We start from the raw sequence: 18,051 nt of genomic DNA, 5'->3' as shown, positions 1-18,051 counted from the left end.
GCGTTCCCACGGGCCGGTGCCGACTCCGTACCCGGACGGTGACGTTCTGCATTCGTTTATCGGAGCTTCCTAGCCTGGCCCCCGCAGACCTCGGGGAAAGGAAGCGTCATGTACAGCATCATCGTGGTGCCCGCACACGCCGCGGACCCCGGAAGCCAGCTCAGACTGGCGCCCGGTGAAAGGCTCCATTTCGGCCGCACCACCCCGAACGACTCCGGCCGCACCACCCCTCGCCCGGCCGGCGGACACCGTCGTCACCTGGACATCCCCCACCCCGGGGTGTCCCGCACCGCCGGAGAGATCGGCGCGACGGCGAGCTACTGGACGCTCAGCAACTTCAGCACCGCCTCGACCTACGTCGTCGAGAACCCGGAGGGCGCCGGGGAGCACATCAAGATCGCACCGGGGCGGGTCGACGCCCCGGTGCCGTTCGAGTTCTCGCGGGTCGTCCTGCCCGCGGGCGGCGACCTGCTCGACTTCTGTGTCTGGGCACCCCGCCACGACTACGTGGAGTGCGGACAGGCCTCGGGGGACGGCGAGCCGACCGCGCTCGCCTTCCCGCTCGACCGCACCAAGCGCTACTTCCTCGTCCTCGCCGCGCTCTGCGAGTCCCGGCTGCGCGGCGCCCCGCACGCTCCGCTGCCGACGGTCGAGCGGATCGTGGAGCGGCTGCGGCCGCTGTGGCCTGCGGTGAACCGTGCCGCCGTGCAGTGGAACATCGACTACCTGGCCGTCAAGCTACGGCTCAAGCCGGGGCCCGACCGGGCCGACGCGGGCCCGCGCCTCAACGGCAAGAAGGAGTCCCTGGTCTCCCTCGCCCTCCGCTTCGACCTGGTCCGCGAGGACGACCTGACGACGCTTGCGGAGGTCGCGCGGTGACCGCCTTCCCCCTGACCGTGCCGGCCGGGTACGAGATCGGCGACTGGATCGTGGAGCGCCCGCTCGGCGCGGGAGCGTTCGGCAGCGTGTACGCGGCGCGCCACCGCGACGCCTCCGCCTCCCCCGCCCGGGCCGCCCTCAAGTTCCTCCCGACGGGCACCCGCACCCCGCGCCAGCTGAGCCACCTCCGCGACCTCGCCGAGCGCGAGGTGGAGCTCCTCAGCCGGCTCCGCTCGCCGCGCCTGATCCGGCTGTACGAGACCCTCACCGTCGACGACCCGGCGCACCCGGAGCTGGACGGCGCCACCGTCCTCGTACTGGAGGAGGCCGAGCGCCCGCTCCAGTCGCTGCTCGCCGCGGCCGGCGCGCCGCCCCCGTCCGGGCCCGCGCTGCTGGTCCAGATCTGCGAGGGGCTGCACCAGCTGCACAGCGCGGGCTGGGTGCACGGCGACCTCAAGCCGGGCAACGTCCTGCTGATGAAGGACGGCGGCGTCCGGCTCGGCGACTTCAGCACGGCGAGCGAGCTGGAGGGCACCCACGCCTACGCCTCCGGCTTCGCCACCGCGGACTACACCCCGCCCGAACTGCTCTGGTCGGAGTTCGGCGACCGGGGCACCCGCATCCGGCCCAGCGCCGACGTGTGGGCCTTCGGTGTGCTCGCCCACCTCGTCCTGACCGGTTCCTCCCCGCTTCCCGGCGGCACGCCGACCGCACGCCGGGACGCCGCCCTGCGCTACGCCCGGGGCGAGGAGGAACTCCGCCTCTCCCCCGAACTCCCGGAGCACTGGCGGGGGATCGTCACGGACTGCCTCAGCCGCACCCACGAGGAACGGGCCGCCCACGACGCGACGTCCCTGCTCCGCCGGGTCCGGGAGGCCGCCGCGGGCCGAGTGCCGCGCCCCCGCCGCAGACGGCTCTTACCGCTCCTCGCCGCGTCCCTGGCCGTGCTGACGGCCGCGGGCTTCGGCCTGAACTCCCTGCGCGACGAACCGGCCGGCACCGAGGAAGGGAAGAACACCGCCGCCGGGTACGAGCGCTGCGCGCCGGGCAACGTCTGCTTCTTCTCGGAGACGGGCGGACGGGGTGAGATGTGCGACTGGCTCAACGACGATCCCGAGTGGTTCGACGGCGACACGGTCTGCGACTGGGCACGGAAGCGGACGCCCCGCTCGGTCTTCAACAACGGCTCCGCCGACCCGAAGGGCTTCGTCCACGTCGCCTACTTCGCGGAGAAGAACCTGAAGGACGGCCTCGGCTGCATCCGCCAGGGCGCGCGCCGCGACCTGGACCTCGACCGGCCGATCGCCTCGCACACCTGGGCCAAGACCTGCTGAGGCCCCTGACCTGGGGCGCAGCGCCTCCCTAGGAGTTGCGAGGTACCCCGCGGCCGTCGGCGGCCGCATGGTGTGACTGCGCCGCGGACGGGCGGCGCAGTCACCAGGGGGGCCGACGATGAAGCACCTGCTCGTCCGTGCCGGCGCGGTCGTCGCCGTCGTCGCGGCGCTGACGACCGGCTGCTCCCGGCCGGACCCCGCCGCCCCGCCGGAGCGCGAGCTGACGCAGGCGGAGCAGCTGAGGATCTCGGACGCCGACGAGGTGCTGGTCGAGCGGTGCATGAACCGCGCCGGCTTCTCGTACTGGACGAGCCCGAGGCTCAGCCTGGAGGAGAGCCGCGAGCCGGGCTACGTCAGCGACGACGTGGAGTGGGCGCGGAAGCACGGTTACGGGAGCCGGATCGCGGACGCGGCCGCCCGGTACCGGCGGACCAACCCGAACGGCGCGTACCGCGCGGGCCTCTCGGCCGAGCGCCGCAAGGCCTACGACGAGGCGCTGGACGGCGGCCACCGGGCCAGGATCCTCACCGCGAAGCTCCCCGGCGGCAATGCGACGATCCGCAAACGGCTCGGCGGCTGCTCCGAGGAGGCCGAGCGCACGCTGTACGGGGACCCGGACGCCTGGTTCCAGGCGGAGAAGGCCGTCACCAATCTGCAGCCCCTGTACGTCCCCGAGATCCTGCGGGACGAGCGGTTCACGACCGCCCTCGCCGGCTGGGCGGCCTGCATGAAGCGGGCCGGCTTCGCCTACCCCGACCCGGCGGCGGCACGGGACGCCACGGCCCGTGCGGGGGACTTCGCGAGCGAGACCCGCACCGCGGTCGCCGAGGCCCGCTGCGCCCGCGAGACCTCGCTGGCCGCCGTGGCCCGCGAGCGCCAGACGCACTACCTGAACGCCCTGCGGGACCAGTACGGCGAGGAGCTCGACGCCCATCGCCGGATGCAGCGCGGGGCCTATGAGCGGGCTGCCGGGATCACCGGCGCCCGGGTCTGAACGACCCACCGTCACACCCATCGAAGGAGCGAACCATGCGCAGGATCGGTATGTCCGTAGCCGCCCTCGGCCTCGCCGTCGCAGGCCTCCTGGCCCCCGCCACGGCGGCCCAGGCATCGACCTCGGGCACGGCGAGCAACCACTGCAACGACATCTGGCCGGGCCGGAACGGCAACGTGTACGCCTACGACGGCACGTACTGCTACACCTACCTCGGCAGCACCCCGGGTGACGACCTGGACTGGAACGCCGCGGGCGGCGGCTTCGAGAACGACGGGGACAAGGCGTCCTCCGTCATGAACGCCGGCTACACGGGCGGCGAGGACATCGTCAAGTTCTACTACCTGGCGAACCGCGGCGGCGGCTTCAACTGCCTCTCGCCGTACGAGTACTTCGTCGACGACCTGTCCCGGAACACCTTCAGCAACGGGGCCAACATGAACAACAACATCCGCGGGCACGAGTGGGTCTCCAGCTGCACCCGCTGGATGAGCTGATCCGAACGACGGAGGGCCCGCCGGCACGGTGCGTGCCGGCGGGCCCTCCGTCGTACTCCCCGGATCAGTGGAAGAAGTGGCGCGTACCCGTGAAGTACATCGTCACGCCCGCGTTCTTCGCCGCCTCGACGACCAGCTCGTCGCGGACCGAGCCGCCCGGCTGGACGACCGCCTTCACGCCGGCGGCCGTGAGGATCTCCAGGCCGTCGGGGAAGGGGAAGAAGGCGTCGGACGCGGCGTACGAGCCGCGCGCCCGCTCCTCGCCCGCCCGCTCGACGGCCAGCTTCGCGGAGTCGACGCGGTTGACCTGGCCCATGCCGACGCCGACCGAGGCGCCGTCCTTGGCGAGGAGGATCGCGTTGGACTTGACCGCGCGGCAGGCCTTCCAGGCGAACGCGAGCTCGGCGAGCTCCTCGGCGGAGAGCGCCTCGCCGGTCGCGAGGGTCCAGTTCGCCGGGTCGTCGCCCTCGGCCTGGAGGCGGTCGGTGACCTGGAGGAGGGCGCCGCCGTCGACGGGCTTGACCTCGACCGGGTTGCTCGGGGCGCCCTCGGCCTTCAGGACGCGGATGTTCTTCTTCTTGGCGAGGATCTCGACCGCGCCGTCCTCGTAGCCGGGGGCGACGATGACCTCGGTGAAGATCTCCGCGACCTGCTCGGCCATGGCGACGGAGACCGGGCGGTTGACGGCGATGACGCCGCCGAACGCGGACAGCGGGTCGCAGGCGTGGGCCTTGCGGTGGGCCTCGGCGACGTCGGCGCCGATCGCGATGCCGCACGGGTTGGCGTGCTTGATGATCGCGACGCAGGGCTCGGTGTGGTCGTACGCGGCCCGGCGCGCGGCGTCGGTGTCCGTGTAGTTGTTGTACGACATCTCCTTGCCGTGCAGCTGCTCGGCCTCGGCGAGGCCGCCCGTGCCGTCGACGTAGAGCGCGGCGCCCTGGTGCGGGTTCTCGCCGTACCGGAGGACGTTCTTGCGGGCGTACGTGGCACCGAGGAAGTCCGGGAAGCCGGAGTCGTCCGCGGCGGCGTAGTCGTCGGCGAACCAGGAGGCCACGGCCACGTCGTACGCGGCGGTGTGCTGGAAGGCCTCGGCGGCGAGCCGCTTGCGGGCGGTCAGGTCGAAGCCGCCGGCCTTGACGGCGGCGAGCACGTCGGCGTACCGCTCCGGGCTGGTGACGATCGCGACCGACGGGTGGTTCTTGGCGGCGGCGCGGACCATCGACGGGCCGCCGATGTCGATCTGCTCGACGCACTCGTCCGGGGTGGCGCCGGAGGCGACCGTCTCGCGGAACGGGTAGAGGTTCACGACGACCAGGTCGAAGGGCTCCACGCCCAGCTCGGCGAGCTGCTCGCGGTGCGACTCCAGGCGCAGGTCGGCGAGGATGCCGGCGTGCACGCGCGGGTGGAGGGTCTTCACGCGGCCGTCGAGGCACTCGGGGAAGCCGGTGAGCTCCTCGACCTTGGTGACCGGCACGCCGGCGGCGGCGATCTTCCCGGCGGTGGAACCGGTGGAGACGAGCTCGACACCGGCCTCGTGCAGACCGCGGGCCAGCTCCTCGAGCCCCGTCTTGTCGTAGACGCTGACCAGCGCGCGGCGGATGGGCTTAACGGTGTCCGTGTTCACCGACATGAACCTTTCGTCCCTCAATGCGGTAGCCGTGCCGGGCGAGACGCCCCACGACGTCGACGAGCAGCGAGCGCTCGACTTCCTTGATGCGCTCGTGCAGAGCGGCTTCATCGTCCTCGTCCCGCACCTCGACCACGCCCTGGGCGATGATCGGGCCGGTGTCGACACCGTCGTCGACGAAGTGGACGGTGCACCCGGTGACCTTCGCGCCGTAGGCGAGGGCGTCGCGCACCCCGTGGGCACCGGGAAAACTGGGGAGGAGCGCCGGGTGGGTGTTGACGACCCGGCCGCCGAAGCGGGCGAGGAACTCCTTGCCGACGATCTTCATGAAACCGGCCGAGACGACGAGGTCCGGTTCGTACGCCGCGGTGGCCTCGGTCAGCGCGCGGTCCCACAGCTCGCGGGTCGCGTGGTCCTTCACCTTGCACACGAAGGTGGGGATACCGGCCCGCTCCGCACGCTCGAGACCCACGATGTTCTCGCGGTCGGCGCCGACGGCGACGATCTCCGCGCCGTAGCCCTCGGGGTCGGCGTCGATCGCGTCGAGCAGGGCCTGGAGGTTCGTGCCGGAGCCGGAGACCAGGACGACGAGGCGGGCGGCAGCCACTGGGTCACTCTTTCCGTGGTGTTTGTGCGGTCGTACGAACGAATCGTGCCCCTCGATACGGGGAACCCTACGAATGGCCCGACCGTCAGCAACGATACCGGCACACGGGACGGCCCCCACGGGACGGGGGCGGAGCAGGGCGGTAGCGTCAGGGTCCGACGCCAGCAGGGGCCGTGGGTGCGGCCGCGGTCACGACGACAGAGGGAAGACGTTCAGCAGATGCCGGAACGCCAGTCCACGGACGACAACAACCCGTTCGCGCCGCCGCCCGAGGGCCGGCCGGATCAGCCGTGGCAGCCGCGGCGACCGGAGGGCTCGGACGACGACACGTCCGGCGCTCCGGAATCGTCGGGGCCGTCCGACGGCCGCTGGAGCCCGCGCCAGCCCGGGCCCTCCCAGGACGGCTTCGGGCGGGGCCCGGAGCGCCGGGCGGGCGGCCAGGGCGGGCCGGAGGGCGGCCCCGGACAGGGCGGGCCCGGGAAGGGCCCGGGGATGCGCTGGGACCCGACGGACCCGGCGCAGCGTCGGGCCCGGTACGCGATCCTCTCGGGCATGTGGGCCTTCTTCTTCGCGATCTTCGAGATCCCGGAGCTGGCGCTGCTGCTGGGCGCGCTCGGTCTCTACTGGTCGATCAGCTCGCTGCGCAGCAAGCCGAAGCCGGCCGCGGAACTGTCGTCGACATCACAGCCGCCGACGCAGCCTCCGGCCCCGCAGGCCCCCTCCGAGGGGCAGCCGGTGGGGGCGTCCGCCGCGATCGCTCCGCTCCGCTCGATGCGGACGGCGGCGATCAGCGGTCTCGTCGCGGCGAGCGTGGCCCTGATGATCGTCGCGGTGGGCTTCACCATGCAGCTCGTCTACCGGGACTTCTACGAGTGCCGCGACGACGCCCTGACCCACGCGGGCCAGCTGGCCTGCAACGACCTCCTGCCGAAGCCGCTGCGCGCGGGCTTCGGGGTGCGGGAGTAGCCGCCGGGCCTAACGGTCGGTGGCCGGCTTCTCGTCCGTGGCGGGCGGCGGGGAGGGCTCCCAGGCGGCCGGGAGGTAGTCGTACGGCTCGAAGCCCGGGTCACCGAAGGGGTCGCCGACCGGATCGGTGTACGGGGCGGTGTACGCGTCCGTGTACGGCTCGCTCCCTGCGTCCTGGCCGGTGCCGCCGGCCTCCGGGTCCTGGGCCTTGGGCTCGTCCGCCTCCGGCCGGGGCTCCGCCGGACCCGCAGAGACCACCGCGGCCGCCAGCGGGCCCGGCGCGGGCGCCGGCCGCCGGGAGCGCGGCACCCGGCGGCCCCAGGCCCGTACCCCCAAGGCCACCGGAAGCCCCACGCACATCCCCCACAGCACCGCGGCCGCGCCCGTCTGCCACCACACCGGGCCGAACGCCGAGAGCCGGCCGGTGCCCAGCGGGCCGCCCGCCGCGCCCGCCAGGACGGCGACGGCCGCCCCGCACCCCCAGGCCGCGCCGAGCGCCGTCACGGCCGCGTCCCGGGCCGCCCAGCTCCGCGCCGCCCGGCCCACGCGCCCGCCCTGCACCACGGCGGCGGCCAGCGGGACCGCCGCGGCCGCCCAGTGGACCCAGGTGCCGCGCCCCTCGGCGGGCAGCGCGGCCAGGAGCGGGAAGGGCGGCACGGTCGGATCGCCGACGAGACCCAGCGGGGTCGCGAGCGCGCCCGTACCGAGGGAGAAGCCCGGCCCGAGGCCGTACGCCGCGCCCCAGACGGCCATGTTCGGCAGCAGCGCGAGGACGAGCAGCAGCACCGTCACCCGGCCGGACCACTCCCCCGCGAGGCCTTCGAACGAAGCCTGCGCCCGGCCCGCGTGCCACGCCAGCGAGACCGCCGCGGCCACCGCCCCGCCGCCGAGCAGCGTCAGGGTCCCGAGCCCCGCGGCGCGCAGGGCGGCGACCGCCTGCGGCTGTCCCGGCAGGGGGCGGCCGAGCGCCGTCCAGACGCCCGCGCCCGCCGCGCCGGTGACGACGGCGGGCAGCCAGAGTCCGGCCGTGAGCAGGTCGGCGGGGAGCGGGCCGCTCTCGCTGTAGACCACGACGGCGGCCGCGACCAGGAGGTATCCCCCGGCGACGGCGGCGAGGGCGCCGCCAGGCGAGGGGCGCGGGCGGGTGCCGTCGTCGCCCGGGTCGAGGGTGTCGCGGGCGGTCCGGTGGACGAGCCACACGGGCAGCGCGACCAGCAGCAGCGGGACGATGCCGAGGGGCGCGGGCAGGCCGGACAGGGTGTCCGTGCGGACCAGGTCCACGCCGTGTGCGAGCAGCCAGAGCCCGGCGGCGACGTGCAGGGCGCCGGCGGGGCCGCTGTCGGGGTACGGGGAGCTGATCCAGGCGACGATCACCAGGACCGCGAGGGCGCCGAGTCCGAGCCCGGCGGCGACCCCGCCCCGGACGCAGGCGGTGGCGAGCGCGGCGGAACGGCCGCCCTGGACCAGGGGGTGCTCGGTCACATGGGTCACGGGGATCATGCTGCCAACGACACGCGCTTTCGCCGCGTAACAGGCAAACCTCCGTTGTGTCGCTCAAGATACGTTTATGTACTTTTCCGCCCAGAGCAGCTCTGCGGGAGGTCGACGCCGATGAGCCGGAGCACCGCGGATTCCGCATCCTCCGACACCCTGCCGACCCCGAAGGAGCGGCGTAGGTTGCGTGAGGCCCTCGCCCTGAGCGAGGAGCAGGTCGCCGAGGCCTTGGGCGTCACGAAGGCCACGGTGAGGTCCTGGGAGACCGGGCGCTCGGCGCCCCGGGGCCGCAAACGCGAGGCGTACGCGCGACTCCTCGGCACGCCCGGTCCGGAGACACCGGAACCGGCCGCCCCCGAGCCCGCCGAGCCGGCACCGCCCCGGCCGGAGCCCCTGGCCGCCCAGCCGACGGCGGCCGCTGCCTCGGCCCAGGCTCGCGTGGAGCCGGGCGCGTCGCCCCAGGCCCAGGCCCAGGCTCGCGTGGAGCCGGGCTCGTCGGCACCGAGGCCCACGGCCGGGCAGGGCGCCTCGTCCGCCGCCGCGCCGTCGGCCTCCGCCAACGTCCGGCCCAAGGCCGCCGTCAAGCGCGCCGCCAAGCCGCCGCGGGCCCCCTCCCCCGCCCCGGCCATCGCTCCCGGCCCCGCCCGCAAAGGCACCTCGAAGCCGGCGGAGCGGCTGAAACCGGTGGAGGCCCTTGCGGACGCGGCCCCCGCCGTCCCGGGCCTCACCCCGGAGGAGGCCTTCGACGCGCTGTACGCGTACGCCGCGCCGGGCCTGGTCCACCAGACGTACCTGCTCACCGGCCGCCGGCGGCTCTCCCGCGAGTCGGTCGAGCGCGCCTTCCACCACGCCTGGCAGCACTGGCCCGAGGTCGCCGTGGACGCGGACCCGGTGGGCTGGGTGCGGGCGGCGGCGTACGAGTACGCCCTCTCCCCCTGGCACCGGCTGCGCCGCGCGCACAAGCACCCCGACGCGCCGCCGACCGAGGCCGGCCGGCGGGCGCTGCTCGGCGCGCTCCTCGAACTGCCGCCGCCGTACCGCCGGACCGTCCTGCTCTACGACGGGCTCGGCCTCGACCTGCCGGAGACGGCGGCCGAGACGGAGGCGAGCACCCCGGCGGCCGCGAACCGGCTGCTGCACGCCCGCACGGTCATCGGGGAGCGGATCCCCGAGCTCGCCGAGCCGGAGGCCCTGCAGCGGCGGCTGAGCGGGCTCGTCGCGGAGGCGCCGACGGCGACCCTGCCGGCCGCCCGCGCGGTCCGCACGGGCAGCGAGCGCCTGATCCGGAGCTGGACACGGGCGGTGCTCGGGGTGACGGCGGTTCTCATCGGGGTCACCGGCTTCACGGCGGCGACCGCGCCGACCCGCTACATCCCGGTGAACGCCCCCGGCGAGACCGTCAACGGGGTGCCCGTGCGCGGCGGCCCGCAGAAGCTCAGCCCGGAGGACCTGGAGCTGCGCGAGAAGCTGCGCTCGGAGCCCCACCCGGGCCCGGAGCGGCTGGTCCCGGCGGTCGAATGACGCGTACGGACACGTGAGTGGGCCCCGCCCCCGCCCGGTCTCCCGGGAGGGGCGGGGCCCACTCACGTACTGGCTCGTACTGCCTTGCACTGCCTCGTACTGGCCGTACCGACTCGTACCGGCTCGTGCTGGCTCGTACTGCCGTCAGGCTGCTGTGCGATTCAGCCCGTTCAGCCCGCGAGGATGGCGCGCGCCAGCTTGGCCGTCTCGGTCGGCGTCTTGCCGACCTTGACGCCGGCGGCCTCGAGGGCCTCCTTCTTCGCCTGGGCGGTGCCGGAGGAGCCGGAGACGATGGCGCCGGCGTGGCCCATGGTCTTGCCCTCGGGCGCGGTGAAGCCCGCGACGTAGCCGACGACCGGCTTGGTGACGTTGGCCTTGATGAAGTCGGCCGCACGCTCCTCGGCGTCGCCGCCGATCTCGCCGATCATGACGATCAGGTCGGTGTCGGGGTCCGCCTCGAACGCCGCGAGGGCGTCGATGTGCGTGGTGCCGATGACCGGGTCGCCACCGATGCCGACGGCGGAGGAGAAGCCGATGTCACGGAGCTCGTACATCATCTGGTACGTCAGCGTGCCGGACTTCGAGACCAGGCCGATGCGGCCCGGCTTCGTGATGTCGCCCGGGATGATGCCGGCGTTGGACTGGCCCGGGGTGATGAGACCGGGGCAGTTCGGGCCGATGAGGCGGGTCTTGTTGCCCTTGTCCACGGCGTACGCGTAGAACGCGGCGGAGTCGTGGACGGCGATGCCCTCGGTGATGACGACGGCGAGCGGGATCTCGGCGTCGATCGCCTCGACGACGGCGGCCTTCGCGAAGGCCGGCGGCACGAAGAGGACGGAGACGTTGGCGCCCGTCTTCTCCATCGCCTCGGCGACGGTGCCGAAGACCGGGATCTCGGTGCCGTCGAAGTCGACGGACGTGCCGGCCTTGCGCGGGTTCACGCCACCGACGATGTTGGTGCCGTCACCCAGCATGAGCTTGGTGTGCTTCATGCCCGTGGCACCGGTCATGCCCTGGACGATGACCTTGCTGTCCTTGTTGAGGAAGATAGCCATGGCTGTGGTTTCCCCTGTCCCTTACTTCGCAGCCGCGAGCTCGGCGGCCTTGTCGGCCGCGCCGTCCATGGTGTCCACGCGCTGCACGAGCGGGTGGTTGGCGTCCGACAGGATCTTGCGACCCAGCTCCGCGTTGTTGCCGTCGAGGCGCACGACCAGCGGCTTGGTGACCTCTTCGCCCTTGGAGGCGAGGAGCTCCAGGGCCTGGACGATGCCGTTGGCGACCTCGTCACAGGCGGTGATGCCACCGAAGACGTTGACGAACACGGACTTGACGTCCGGGTCGCCCAGGATGATCTCCAGGCCGTTCGCCATGACCTCGGCGGAGGCGCCGCCACCGATGTCGAGGAAGTTGGCCGGCTTCACGCCGCCGTGGTTCTCACCGGCGTACGCGACGACGTCCAGGGTCGACATGACCAGGCCGGCGCCGTTGCCGATGATGCCGACCTCGCCGTCGAGCTTGACGTAGTTGAGGCCCTTGGCCTTGGCGGCAGCCTCGAGCGGGTTGGCTGCGGCCTTGTCCTCGAGCGCCTCGTGCTCGGGCTGACGGAAGTCGGCGTTCTCGTCGAGCGAGACCTTGCCGTCCAGCGCCAGGATGTCGCCGGAGGCGACCTTGGCCAGCGGGTTGACCTCGACGAGGAGCGCGTCCTCGGCGACGAAGGTCTTCCACAGGGTCACGAGGACCTCGGCGACCTTCTCGGCCACGTCGGCCGGGAACTTCGCCAGGGCCACGATCTCGCGGGCCTTCTCGATGTCGACGCCCTTGTTGGAGTCGACCGGCACCTTCGCGAGCTTCTCGGGGGTCGTCGCGGCGACCTCCTCGATGTCCATGCCACCGGCGACGGACGCCATGGCGAGGAAGGTGCGGTTGGTGCGGTCGAGGAGGTACGAGACGTAGTACTCCTCGACGATCTCCGGAGCGGTCTCCGCGATCATCACCTTGTGGACCGTGTGGCCCTTGATGTCCATCCCGAGGATGTCCGTCGCGCGGGCGACGGCCTCGTCCGGGGTGGCGGCCAGCTTGACGCCGCCGGCCTTGCCGCGGCCACCGACCTTCACCTGCGCCTTGACGACCGACTTGCCGCCAAGACGCTCGGTGGCCTCGCGCGCCGCCTCAGGCGTGTCGATGACTTCACCGGCCAGCACCGGTACACCGTGCTTGGCGAAGAGGTCCCTCGCCTGGTACTCGAACAGGTCCACGCGCGTCCGTCCCTTTTCTGATGATCGCGGTTCGTTGTCTGCGTGGGCGTGCCGCGGAGGGCAACGTGACTGCGCTGTCACAAGGGAGGCGTGCACGGAGTCCGTGGACGCGGCATGTCCGTCTCGCAGGTTATCCCCGAGGGCCGTGGGTCCCTAAATCGCAGATCACAACAGAGCGGTGATACGGGTCACAGACCGTACGGGCCGGGAGGCTGTCCGTAGGGGTGGCGGGGCCGGCCCGGGAACCCCTCGCGGCAGGCGGGGACTGGCCTTCGCGGTGCTCACGACGCGCCGGTCGCCGGAGTGAGGGCCGTTCCGTTACCGGTGTGATATGGGCCTCAGTCGGCTCGCGGGCACCCGTGTGGGTGGTCCCGGGACGACGGATTCCGCACCCGCCCGTCAGGCCTCGGGTATCGGCAGGGGGCGCTTCTCCAGGGCGGCGGCCATGATCTCCGGGAACAGGTCGGGAGTGCAGGCGAAGGCCGGGGCGCCGAGCGCGGCGAGGGCGGCGGCGTGCTCCCGGTCGTAGGCGGGCGCGCCCTCGTCGGAGAGCGCGAGCAGGGCGACGAACTGCACCCCGGAGGCCTTCATCGCGGCGACCCGCTTCAGCATCTCGTCGCGGATCCCTCCCTCGTACAGGTCGCTGACGAGGACGACGACGGTGTCGGCGGGGCGGGTGATCCTCGACTGGCAGTAGGCGAGGGCGCGGTTGATGTCGGTGCCGCCGCCGAGGTGGGTGGAGAAGAGGACGTCGACGGGGTCGTCGAGCTGCTCGGTGAGGTCGACGACGGAGGTGTCGAAGACGACGAGGCGGGTGGCGAGCGAGCGCAGGGAGGCGAGCACGGCGCCGAAGACGGCGGCGTGGACGACGGAGGCGGCCATGGAGCCCGACTGGTCGATGCAGAGCACCACCTCCTTCCTGACCGCGCGGGAGGCGCGCCCGTGGCCGACGAGCCGCTCGGGGACGACCGTGCGGTGCTCGGGCAGGTAGTGCTTGAGGTTGGCGCGGATCGTGCGGTCCCAGTCGATGTCGCGATGGCGGGGGCGGCTGATCCGGGCGGAGCGGTCGAGTGCGCCGGTGAGGGTGGCGCGGGTGCGGGCGGCGAGGCGCTTCTCCAGGTCGTCGACGACCTTGCGGACGACGGCCCGGGCGGTCTCCCTCGTCGTCTCGGGCATGGCCCTGCCGAGGGAGAGCAGCGTGCCGACGAGGTGCACGTCGGGCTCGACGGCCTCCAGCATCTCCGGCTCCAGGAGGAGGGTGGCGAGCCCGAGCCGGTCGATGGCGTCGCGCTGCATGACCTGGACGACGGAGCTCGGGAAGTACGTGCGGATGTCGCCGAGCCAGCGGGCGACGGAGGGCGCGGAGGTACCGAGCCCGCCCGAGCGGTCGCCGGTCCGGTCCTGGGGCTTCCGGTCGTAGAGCCTGCCGAGGGCGCCGTCCATGAGGGCGTCGGTGCCGGTCAGCTCGCGGCCGGTGCCGTCGGCTTCCCCGCCGCCCAGCACGAGCCGCCAGCGGCGCAGGCGCTCGTCGGTGGTCATGTGAGGGCCTCCGTTCCGAGGATGAGGTGAAGCAGGGGGAGTACGCCGTCGGCCCGCGCGCGGTCGGGCTCGGCGCCGAAGCCGGGCGTGCCGGGCGCGGCGGGGCCGGGCCCGTCGGAGCGGGGGCCGCGGGCGACGAGCTCGCCGAGGGTGCGGCGGACGCCCGTCTCGTACGCGGAGAAGGTGCGGCGCAGCAGCGGCAGGACGTCGGCGAAGGCCTCGTCCGGCACACCGGTCAACCAGTCGTCGACCAGCCCGAGGAGCCGCTCGTCGTGAACGAGCAGCAGCCCCCCGCCGGAGCCCCCGCCGACGAACCCTTCGACCCAGGCGGCGGCGTCGGCCGGCGGGGTACCGGGCGAGAGGGCCCGGCTCATGAGCACGGCGGCCTCGTCGTCGGCGATCCGCCCCTCGTCGAGCAGGATCCGAGCGGCCCGCCCGCGAAGCACGCCGGGTATCCGTTCCCACCCGGCAATCCGCCGAAGCACACCGGCCCAGCGGTGGGGGAGGTCGGGGTGGGGGGTGGTGTTCGCCTCTGACCCGACCTGCGGGGTGGGGACGTCGGGCGGGTCGGGGTGGGGGGTGGTGTTCGCCTCTGACCCGGCCTCCGAGGTGGGGACGTCGGGCAGGTCGGGGTGGGGGGTGGTGTTCGCCTCTGACCCGGCCTGCGGGGTGGGGATGTCGGGCGCGTCCGGCGTGGCGGGTTGGTCCTGGAGGAGGGCGATCGCCGTGTGGACGGCGTCGATGCGGTCCCGCATCTGGGTCGCGGCGTCCGCGTCGAGGCCCGTGCAGGCGGGCGGCAGGCCGACGCAGATCCGCTCGGCGAGCCCCGCGGCGACCTCGCCGAGCGCCGCCGTGCCGGTGCCGCGGACGTCGCCGTACCGCAGCGAGCGGGCCAGGGCCGGCAGGGCCTCCGCGAGGTGGGCGACGTCGGTGTCGAGCGCGGCCCGGTCGGCGAGGGCCCGCATGACGACGGGCAGGGCGTCGGCGAGCCCGGCCAGGAGGCACTGCTCGGCGAGGGCGGTGATGTCGGTGAGCACGGTCGCGGCGAGGGCGCGGGACTCGGCCTTCGCGGTGGCGGCGGCCGCGACGGTGGTGCCCCAGACCCCGGCCTCGGCGACCCGGACGTGCAGCTCGGGCTCCCAGCGCAGCCGCCAGGTCTCCCGGAAGGTCCCGGTGCCGGCCCGGCCGGCGGCCGGTTCGCCCCAGGGGACGCCGAGGAGCCGCAGCCGGTGCAGCAGGCGGCTGCGCTCGGCGTCGGTGTCCTTGCGGAGGTCCAGGGCGAGCTCCCGCTCCTGGGCCTCGGGCTTGAGGCGCAGGGTGCGCTGACGGCGGGCCAGATCGCGCTGGAGGGGTACGGCGGGGGCGGCGGCGGGGACCTCGCCGAGGACGTCGCCGACGACGAGGCGGTCGCGCACGAGGTCGAGCGGCAGGTCGGAGCCCTCGCAGAGGACGGCGCGGACTGCGTCGGTCGTCTCGTCGAGGCCGGGGAGCGGGCGGCCGCGCAGGGCGGCGAGGGTCTCGGCGAGCCGGACGGCCTCGATGACGTGGGCGGAGGAGACGGGGTGGTCCTCGGCCCTGAGGAGGCCGGCGACCTTGGTCATCCAGCGTTCGACGGGCCGGTCGGGGGCGGCGAACAGGTGCCCGTACCAGCCGGGCGCGTCGATCCCCGCGCCGTACCCGGAGCGGCGGGCGAGCCTGCGGTGGGTCCAGGGGACCCAGGTCAGCTCGGTCTTCGCCCGGGGAAGGCCCTTGAGGAGGGCCTTGTCGGCGGCGACGGTGGTTCTGCGGGTGAGGGCGGGCACGTGCCAGGCGCCGCAGACGACGGCGACGGAGTCCCCGAACTCCTTGCGGGCCTCGCGCAGCCTGAGCCGCATGTACGCCTCGCGGACGAGGTCGCGGGGGTGGCCGCCGTGCCCGTACGTCTCGCGGAGGGCGCCCATGGCCTCGGCGAGGGCCTCGAAGGGGGCGGTGGGGTCGCCGTCCCCGCGCAGCTCGACGACGTCCTCCCACCAGCGCTCGGCGTCCTCGTAACCGGCGGTCCTGGCGAGTTCGGCGACCGGGTCGATCCGCAGCCCGCTCCCGCTCACCTCGTCCTCCCCGTCGCTCCAGGTGGGGTCGGCGGCGGCGAGGGTGTGGGCGGCGGGCAGGTCGACGAAGCGGACGGCGGCGCCGTGGTCGAGGGCCCAGCGGATGGCGACCCACTCGGGCGAGAACTCGGCCATCGGCCAGAACGCGGCCCGTCCGGGGTCGTCGACGGCGTGGGCGAGCAGCGCCACGGGCGGCCGCATGCCGGGGTCGGCGGCGAGCGCCACGAGGGCGTCGGCCTCGGCGGGACCCTCGACGAGCACCGCGGCGGGCTGCTCCGCCTCCAGCGCGGCCAGCACCCCCCGTGCGGACCCGGGCCCGTGATGCCGCACCCCGAGCAACAGGGGCCCACCCCGCGGCCGGCCGCCGCTGCCCAGGTCCGGCCCGGCCCAGGGGCCCACGTCCGGACGCGGGTCCCTGGACAGTCCCGACACGGGAGCCGACACCCGACCCGCGTCCGCCGCACGACCCGCGTGCTGCACCGGCGGCACGCCCCCGCCCGCCCCCGAGGCGGTGACCGTGGGCGTCATGCGCTCACCTCGCGGCAGGCGCGGTAGAAGTCCTTCCAGCCGTCTCTCTCCCGCACGACCGTTTCCAGGTACTCCTGCCAGACGACCCGGTCGGCCGCCGGGTCGCGGACGACCGCGCCGAGGATGCCGGCGGCGATGTCGGCGGGCCGCAGGACGCCGTCGCCGAAGTGGGCCGCGAGGGCGAGGCCGCCGGTGACGACGGAGATCGCCTCGGCCGTGGAGAGCGTCCCCGAGGGGGACTTGACCCTGGTCCGGCCGTCGGTGGTGACCCCGTCCCGCAGCTCGCGGAAGACGGTGACGACCCGGCGGATCTCGTCGACGCCGTCGGGCAGGGCGGGCAGTTCCAGGGAGCGTCCGAGCTGTTCGACCCGGCGGGCGACGATGTCGACCTCGTCCTCGGGGGTCGCGGGCAGCGGAAGGACGACCGTGTTGAAGCGACGGCGCAGGGCGCTGGAGAGTTCGTTGACGCCACGGTCGCGGTCGTTGGCGGTGGCGATCAGGTTGAAGCCGGGGACGGCCTGCACCTCCTCCCCGAGTTCGGGGACGGGCAGGGTCTTCTCGGACAGGATCGTGATGAGCGTGTCCTGCACGTCGGCGGGGATGCGGGTGAGTTCCTCGACGCGGGCCGTCATGCCCCGGGTCATCGCGCGCATGACGGGGCTGGGCACGAGGGCGTCCCGGCTGGGCCCGTGCGCGAGGAGCTGCGCATAGTTCCAGCCGTACCGGATGGCTTCCTCGGGCGTGCCGGCGGTGCCCTGGACGAGGAGGGTGGAGTCGCCGCTGACGGCGGCGGCGAGGTGCTCGGATACCCAGGTCTTCGCGGTGCCGGGGACGCCGAGCAGGAGCAGCGCCCGGTCGGTGGCGAGGGTGGTGACGGCGACTTCGACGATGCGGCGCGGTCCGACGTACTTGGGCGTGACGACGGTGCCGTCGGGGAGCGTGCCGCCGAGGAGGTAGGTGGCGACGGCCCAGGGCGAGAGGCGCCAGCGGGCGGGCCGGGGCCGGTCGTCGACGGCGGCGAGGGCCGTGAGTTCATGGGCGAAGGCGTGCTCGGCGTGCGGCCGCAGGGCCTCGGCGGCGGCCTGCGGTCGTCCCGCTCCGGTGTCCGTCTCGACACCGGAACCGGGCTTCGCGATGGTTTCGGGCACGGGCATGGATCCCCCTCCAGCTCGTTCGACCTGCTGTGCGATCCACGGTGCACCATGCCACTGACAATCGAGTCCTGCGAGGACGTAGGACCAGGTCGGGGCCGTTGTCAGTGGCGCCCTCTACCGTCGAGGGCATGAATGGCATGGGGGTGCGCCGGACGGCGGAACAGGTGCTGGCACTGGCTCCTGACGAGGCGTCGCGCAGAGCGGGGAGCGAGTTCGGCGCGGCCGGACCCTGGTCGGAGAGCACCGGCCGGCAGGCCGGGGAGGCGGGGCCGGCGGACCCGGAGGCGGCGCGCCGCAGGGCCGAGCGCCGGGCGGCCCGGATCACCTCGGGGGCACAGGAGTTGGAGCAGCGGCTCGCCGATCTGCTGCGCGGCGGCCTGGCCGCGGCCGGGCAGGCGGGGTACGGGCTGTGGGAGGAGACGGCGGCCCGCATGGTCGACGCCCAGGCGCCGGGACTCGCGGGGCGTGTGCGGAAGTTGGGGGCGATACCGGGCTCGGGACCGGGCTGGCCCGTGCGGCTCCTGGAGGAGTGCGCGCTGACCCATCTCCTCGACCGGGCGTGGCTGGCG

At 74.0% G+C, this 18,051-nt stretch carries 15 protein-coding genes; 7 read left to right on the top strand and 8 right to left on the bottom strand.

Features of this window, described 5'->3' with window-relative positions:
- The first annotated feature begins 108 nt into the window (after positions 1-108).
- From ABT041_RS29180 to ABT041_RS29165, 4 genes are all read left to right on the top strand, one after another.
- Positions 109-879, top strand: a complete 771-nt coding sequence (locus tag ABT041_RS29180) for an FHA domain-containing protein (protein ID WP_351189884.1) — start codon at positions 109-111, stop codon at positions 877-879.
- Complete coding sequence (locus tag ABT041_RS29175) at positions 876-2,213, top strand: protein kinase domain-containing protein (protein WP_351189881.1); 1,338 nt, start codon at positions 876-878, stop codon at positions 2,211-2,213. The genes ABT041_RS29180 and ABT041_RS29175 overlap by 4 nt, the downstream gene beginning before the upstream one ends.
- Before the next feature lie 118 nt (positions 2,214-2,331).
- On the top strand, positions 2,332-3,207 hold the full coding sequence (locus ABT041_RS29170; protein WP_351189878.1) for a hypothetical protein: 876 nt from the start codon (positions 2,332-2,334) through the stop codon (positions 3,205-3,207).
- Positions 3,208-3,242: 35 nt separating this feature from the next.
- On the top strand, positions 3,243-3,704 hold the full coding sequence (locus ABT041_RS29165) for a hypothetical protein (protein ID WP_351189875.1): 462 nt from the start codon (positions 3,243-3,245) through the stop codon (positions 3,702-3,704).
- Between the two features lie 64 nt (positions 3,705-3,768).
- Here ABT041_RS29165 and purH read toward each other — a convergent pair whose 3' ends face one another.
- Together purH and purN are read right to left on the bottom strand one after the other, a co-directional pair.
- Complete coding sequence (purH, locus tag ABT041_RS29160; RefSeq protein ID WP_351189872.1) at positions 3,769-5,334, bottom strand: bifunctional phosphoribosylaminoimidazolecarboxamide formyltransferase/IMP cyclohydrolase; 1,566 nt, start codon at positions 5,332-5,334, stop codon at positions 3,769-3,771.
- Positions 5,309-5,938, bottom strand: coding sequence for a phosphoribosylglycinamide formyltransferase (gene purN / locus ABT041_RS29155; RefSeq protein ID WP_351189869.1), 630 nt, complete (start codon positions 5,936-5,938; stop codon positions 5,309-5,311). The genes purH and purN overlap by 26 nt, the downstream gene beginning before the upstream one ends.
- Positions 5,939-6,157: 219 nt before the next feature.
- On the opposite strand from purN, the gene ABT041_RS29150 reads away from it, so the two are divergent.
- The gene (locus ABT041_RS29150; RefSeq protein WP_351189866.1) at positions 6,158-6,904 is read left to right on the top strand and encodes a hypothetical protein; all 747 of its coding nucleotides are present in this window, start codon (positions 6,158-6,160) and stop codon (positions 6,902-6,904) included.
- 9 nt (positions 6,905-6,913) lie between these two features.
- On the opposite strand, the gene ABT041_RS29145 is transcribed toward ABT041_RS29150, so the two are convergent.
- Positions 6,914-8,404 carry a cell division protein PerM gene (locus tag ABT041_RS29145; protein ID WP_351189863.1) on the bottom strand — a complete coding sequence of 497 codons (1,491 nt, stop codon included), beginning with the start codon at positions 8,402-8,404 and terminating at the stop codon, positions 6,914-6,916.
- 111 nt (positions 8,405-8,515) lie between these two features.
- Between ABT041_RS29145 and ABT041_RS29140 the strand changes: the two genes are divergently transcribed.
- Positions 8,516-9,919 carry a sigma factor-like helix-turn-helix DNA-binding protein gene (locus tag ABT041_RS29140; protein ID WP_351189860.1) on the top strand — a complete coding sequence of 468 codons (1,404 nt, stop codon included), beginning with the start codon at positions 8,516-8,518 and terminating at the stop codon, positions 9,917-9,919.
- Between the two features lie 170 nt (positions 9,920-10,089).
- Here the strand turns inward: ABT041_RS29140 and sucD are convergent, their stop codons facing one another.
- The 5 genes from sucD to ABT041_RS29115 form a co-directional block, all read right to left on the bottom strand.
- Positions 10,090-10,974, bottom strand: coding sequence for a succinate--CoA ligase subunit alpha (sucD, locus tag ABT041_RS29135; protein WP_351189857.1), 885 nt, complete (start codon positions 10,972-10,974; stop codon positions 10,090-10,092).
- 21 nt (positions 10,975-10,995) lie between these two features.
- Positions 10,996-12,174, bottom strand: a complete 1,179-nt coding sequence (gene sucC, locus ABT041_RS29130) for an ADP-forming succinate--CoA ligase subunit beta (protein ID WP_351189854.1) — start codon at positions 12,172-12,174, stop codon at positions 10,996-10,998.
- A gap of 399 nt (positions 12,175-12,573) precedes the next feature.
- On the bottom strand, positions 12,574-13,713 hold the full coding sequence (locus tag ABT041_RS29125; RefSeq protein WP_351189851.1) for a VWA domain-containing protein: 1,140 nt from the start codon (positions 13,711-13,713) through the stop codon (positions 12,574-12,576).
- The gene (locus ABT041_RS29120; protein ID WP_502976614.1) at positions 13,710-16,328 is read right to left on the bottom strand and encodes a DUF5682 family protein; all 2,619 of its coding nucleotides are present in this window, start codon (positions 16,326-16,328) and stop codon (positions 13,710-13,712) included. Before ABT041_RS29120 ends, ABT041_RS29125 begins: the two co-directional genes overlap by 4 nt.
- Positions 16,325-17,482, bottom strand: a complete 1,158-nt coding sequence (locus tag ABT041_RS29115; RefSeq protein WP_351189848.1) for an AAA family ATPase — start codon at positions 17,480-17,482, stop codon at positions 16,325-16,327. The genes ABT041_RS29120 and ABT041_RS29115 overlap by 4 nt, the downstream gene beginning before the upstream one ends.
- 128 nt (positions 17,483-17,610) lie before the next feature.
- Here ABT041_RS29115 and ABT041_RS29110 point away from each other — a divergent pair.
- On the top strand, positions 17,611-18,051 hold a 441-nt coding region (locus ABT041_RS29110; protein ID WP_502976613.1), incomplete at its 3' end, for an SWIM zinc finger family protein.

Source organism: Streptomyces sp. NPDC002825 (assembly GCF_040295385.1).
Classification (GTDB): Bacteria; Actinomycetota; Actinomycetes; order Streptomycetales; family Streptomycetaceae; genus Streptomyces.
Note: the sequence above shows the minus strand (reverse complement) of the source record. Positions and strands in the feature narration are given on the sequence as shown.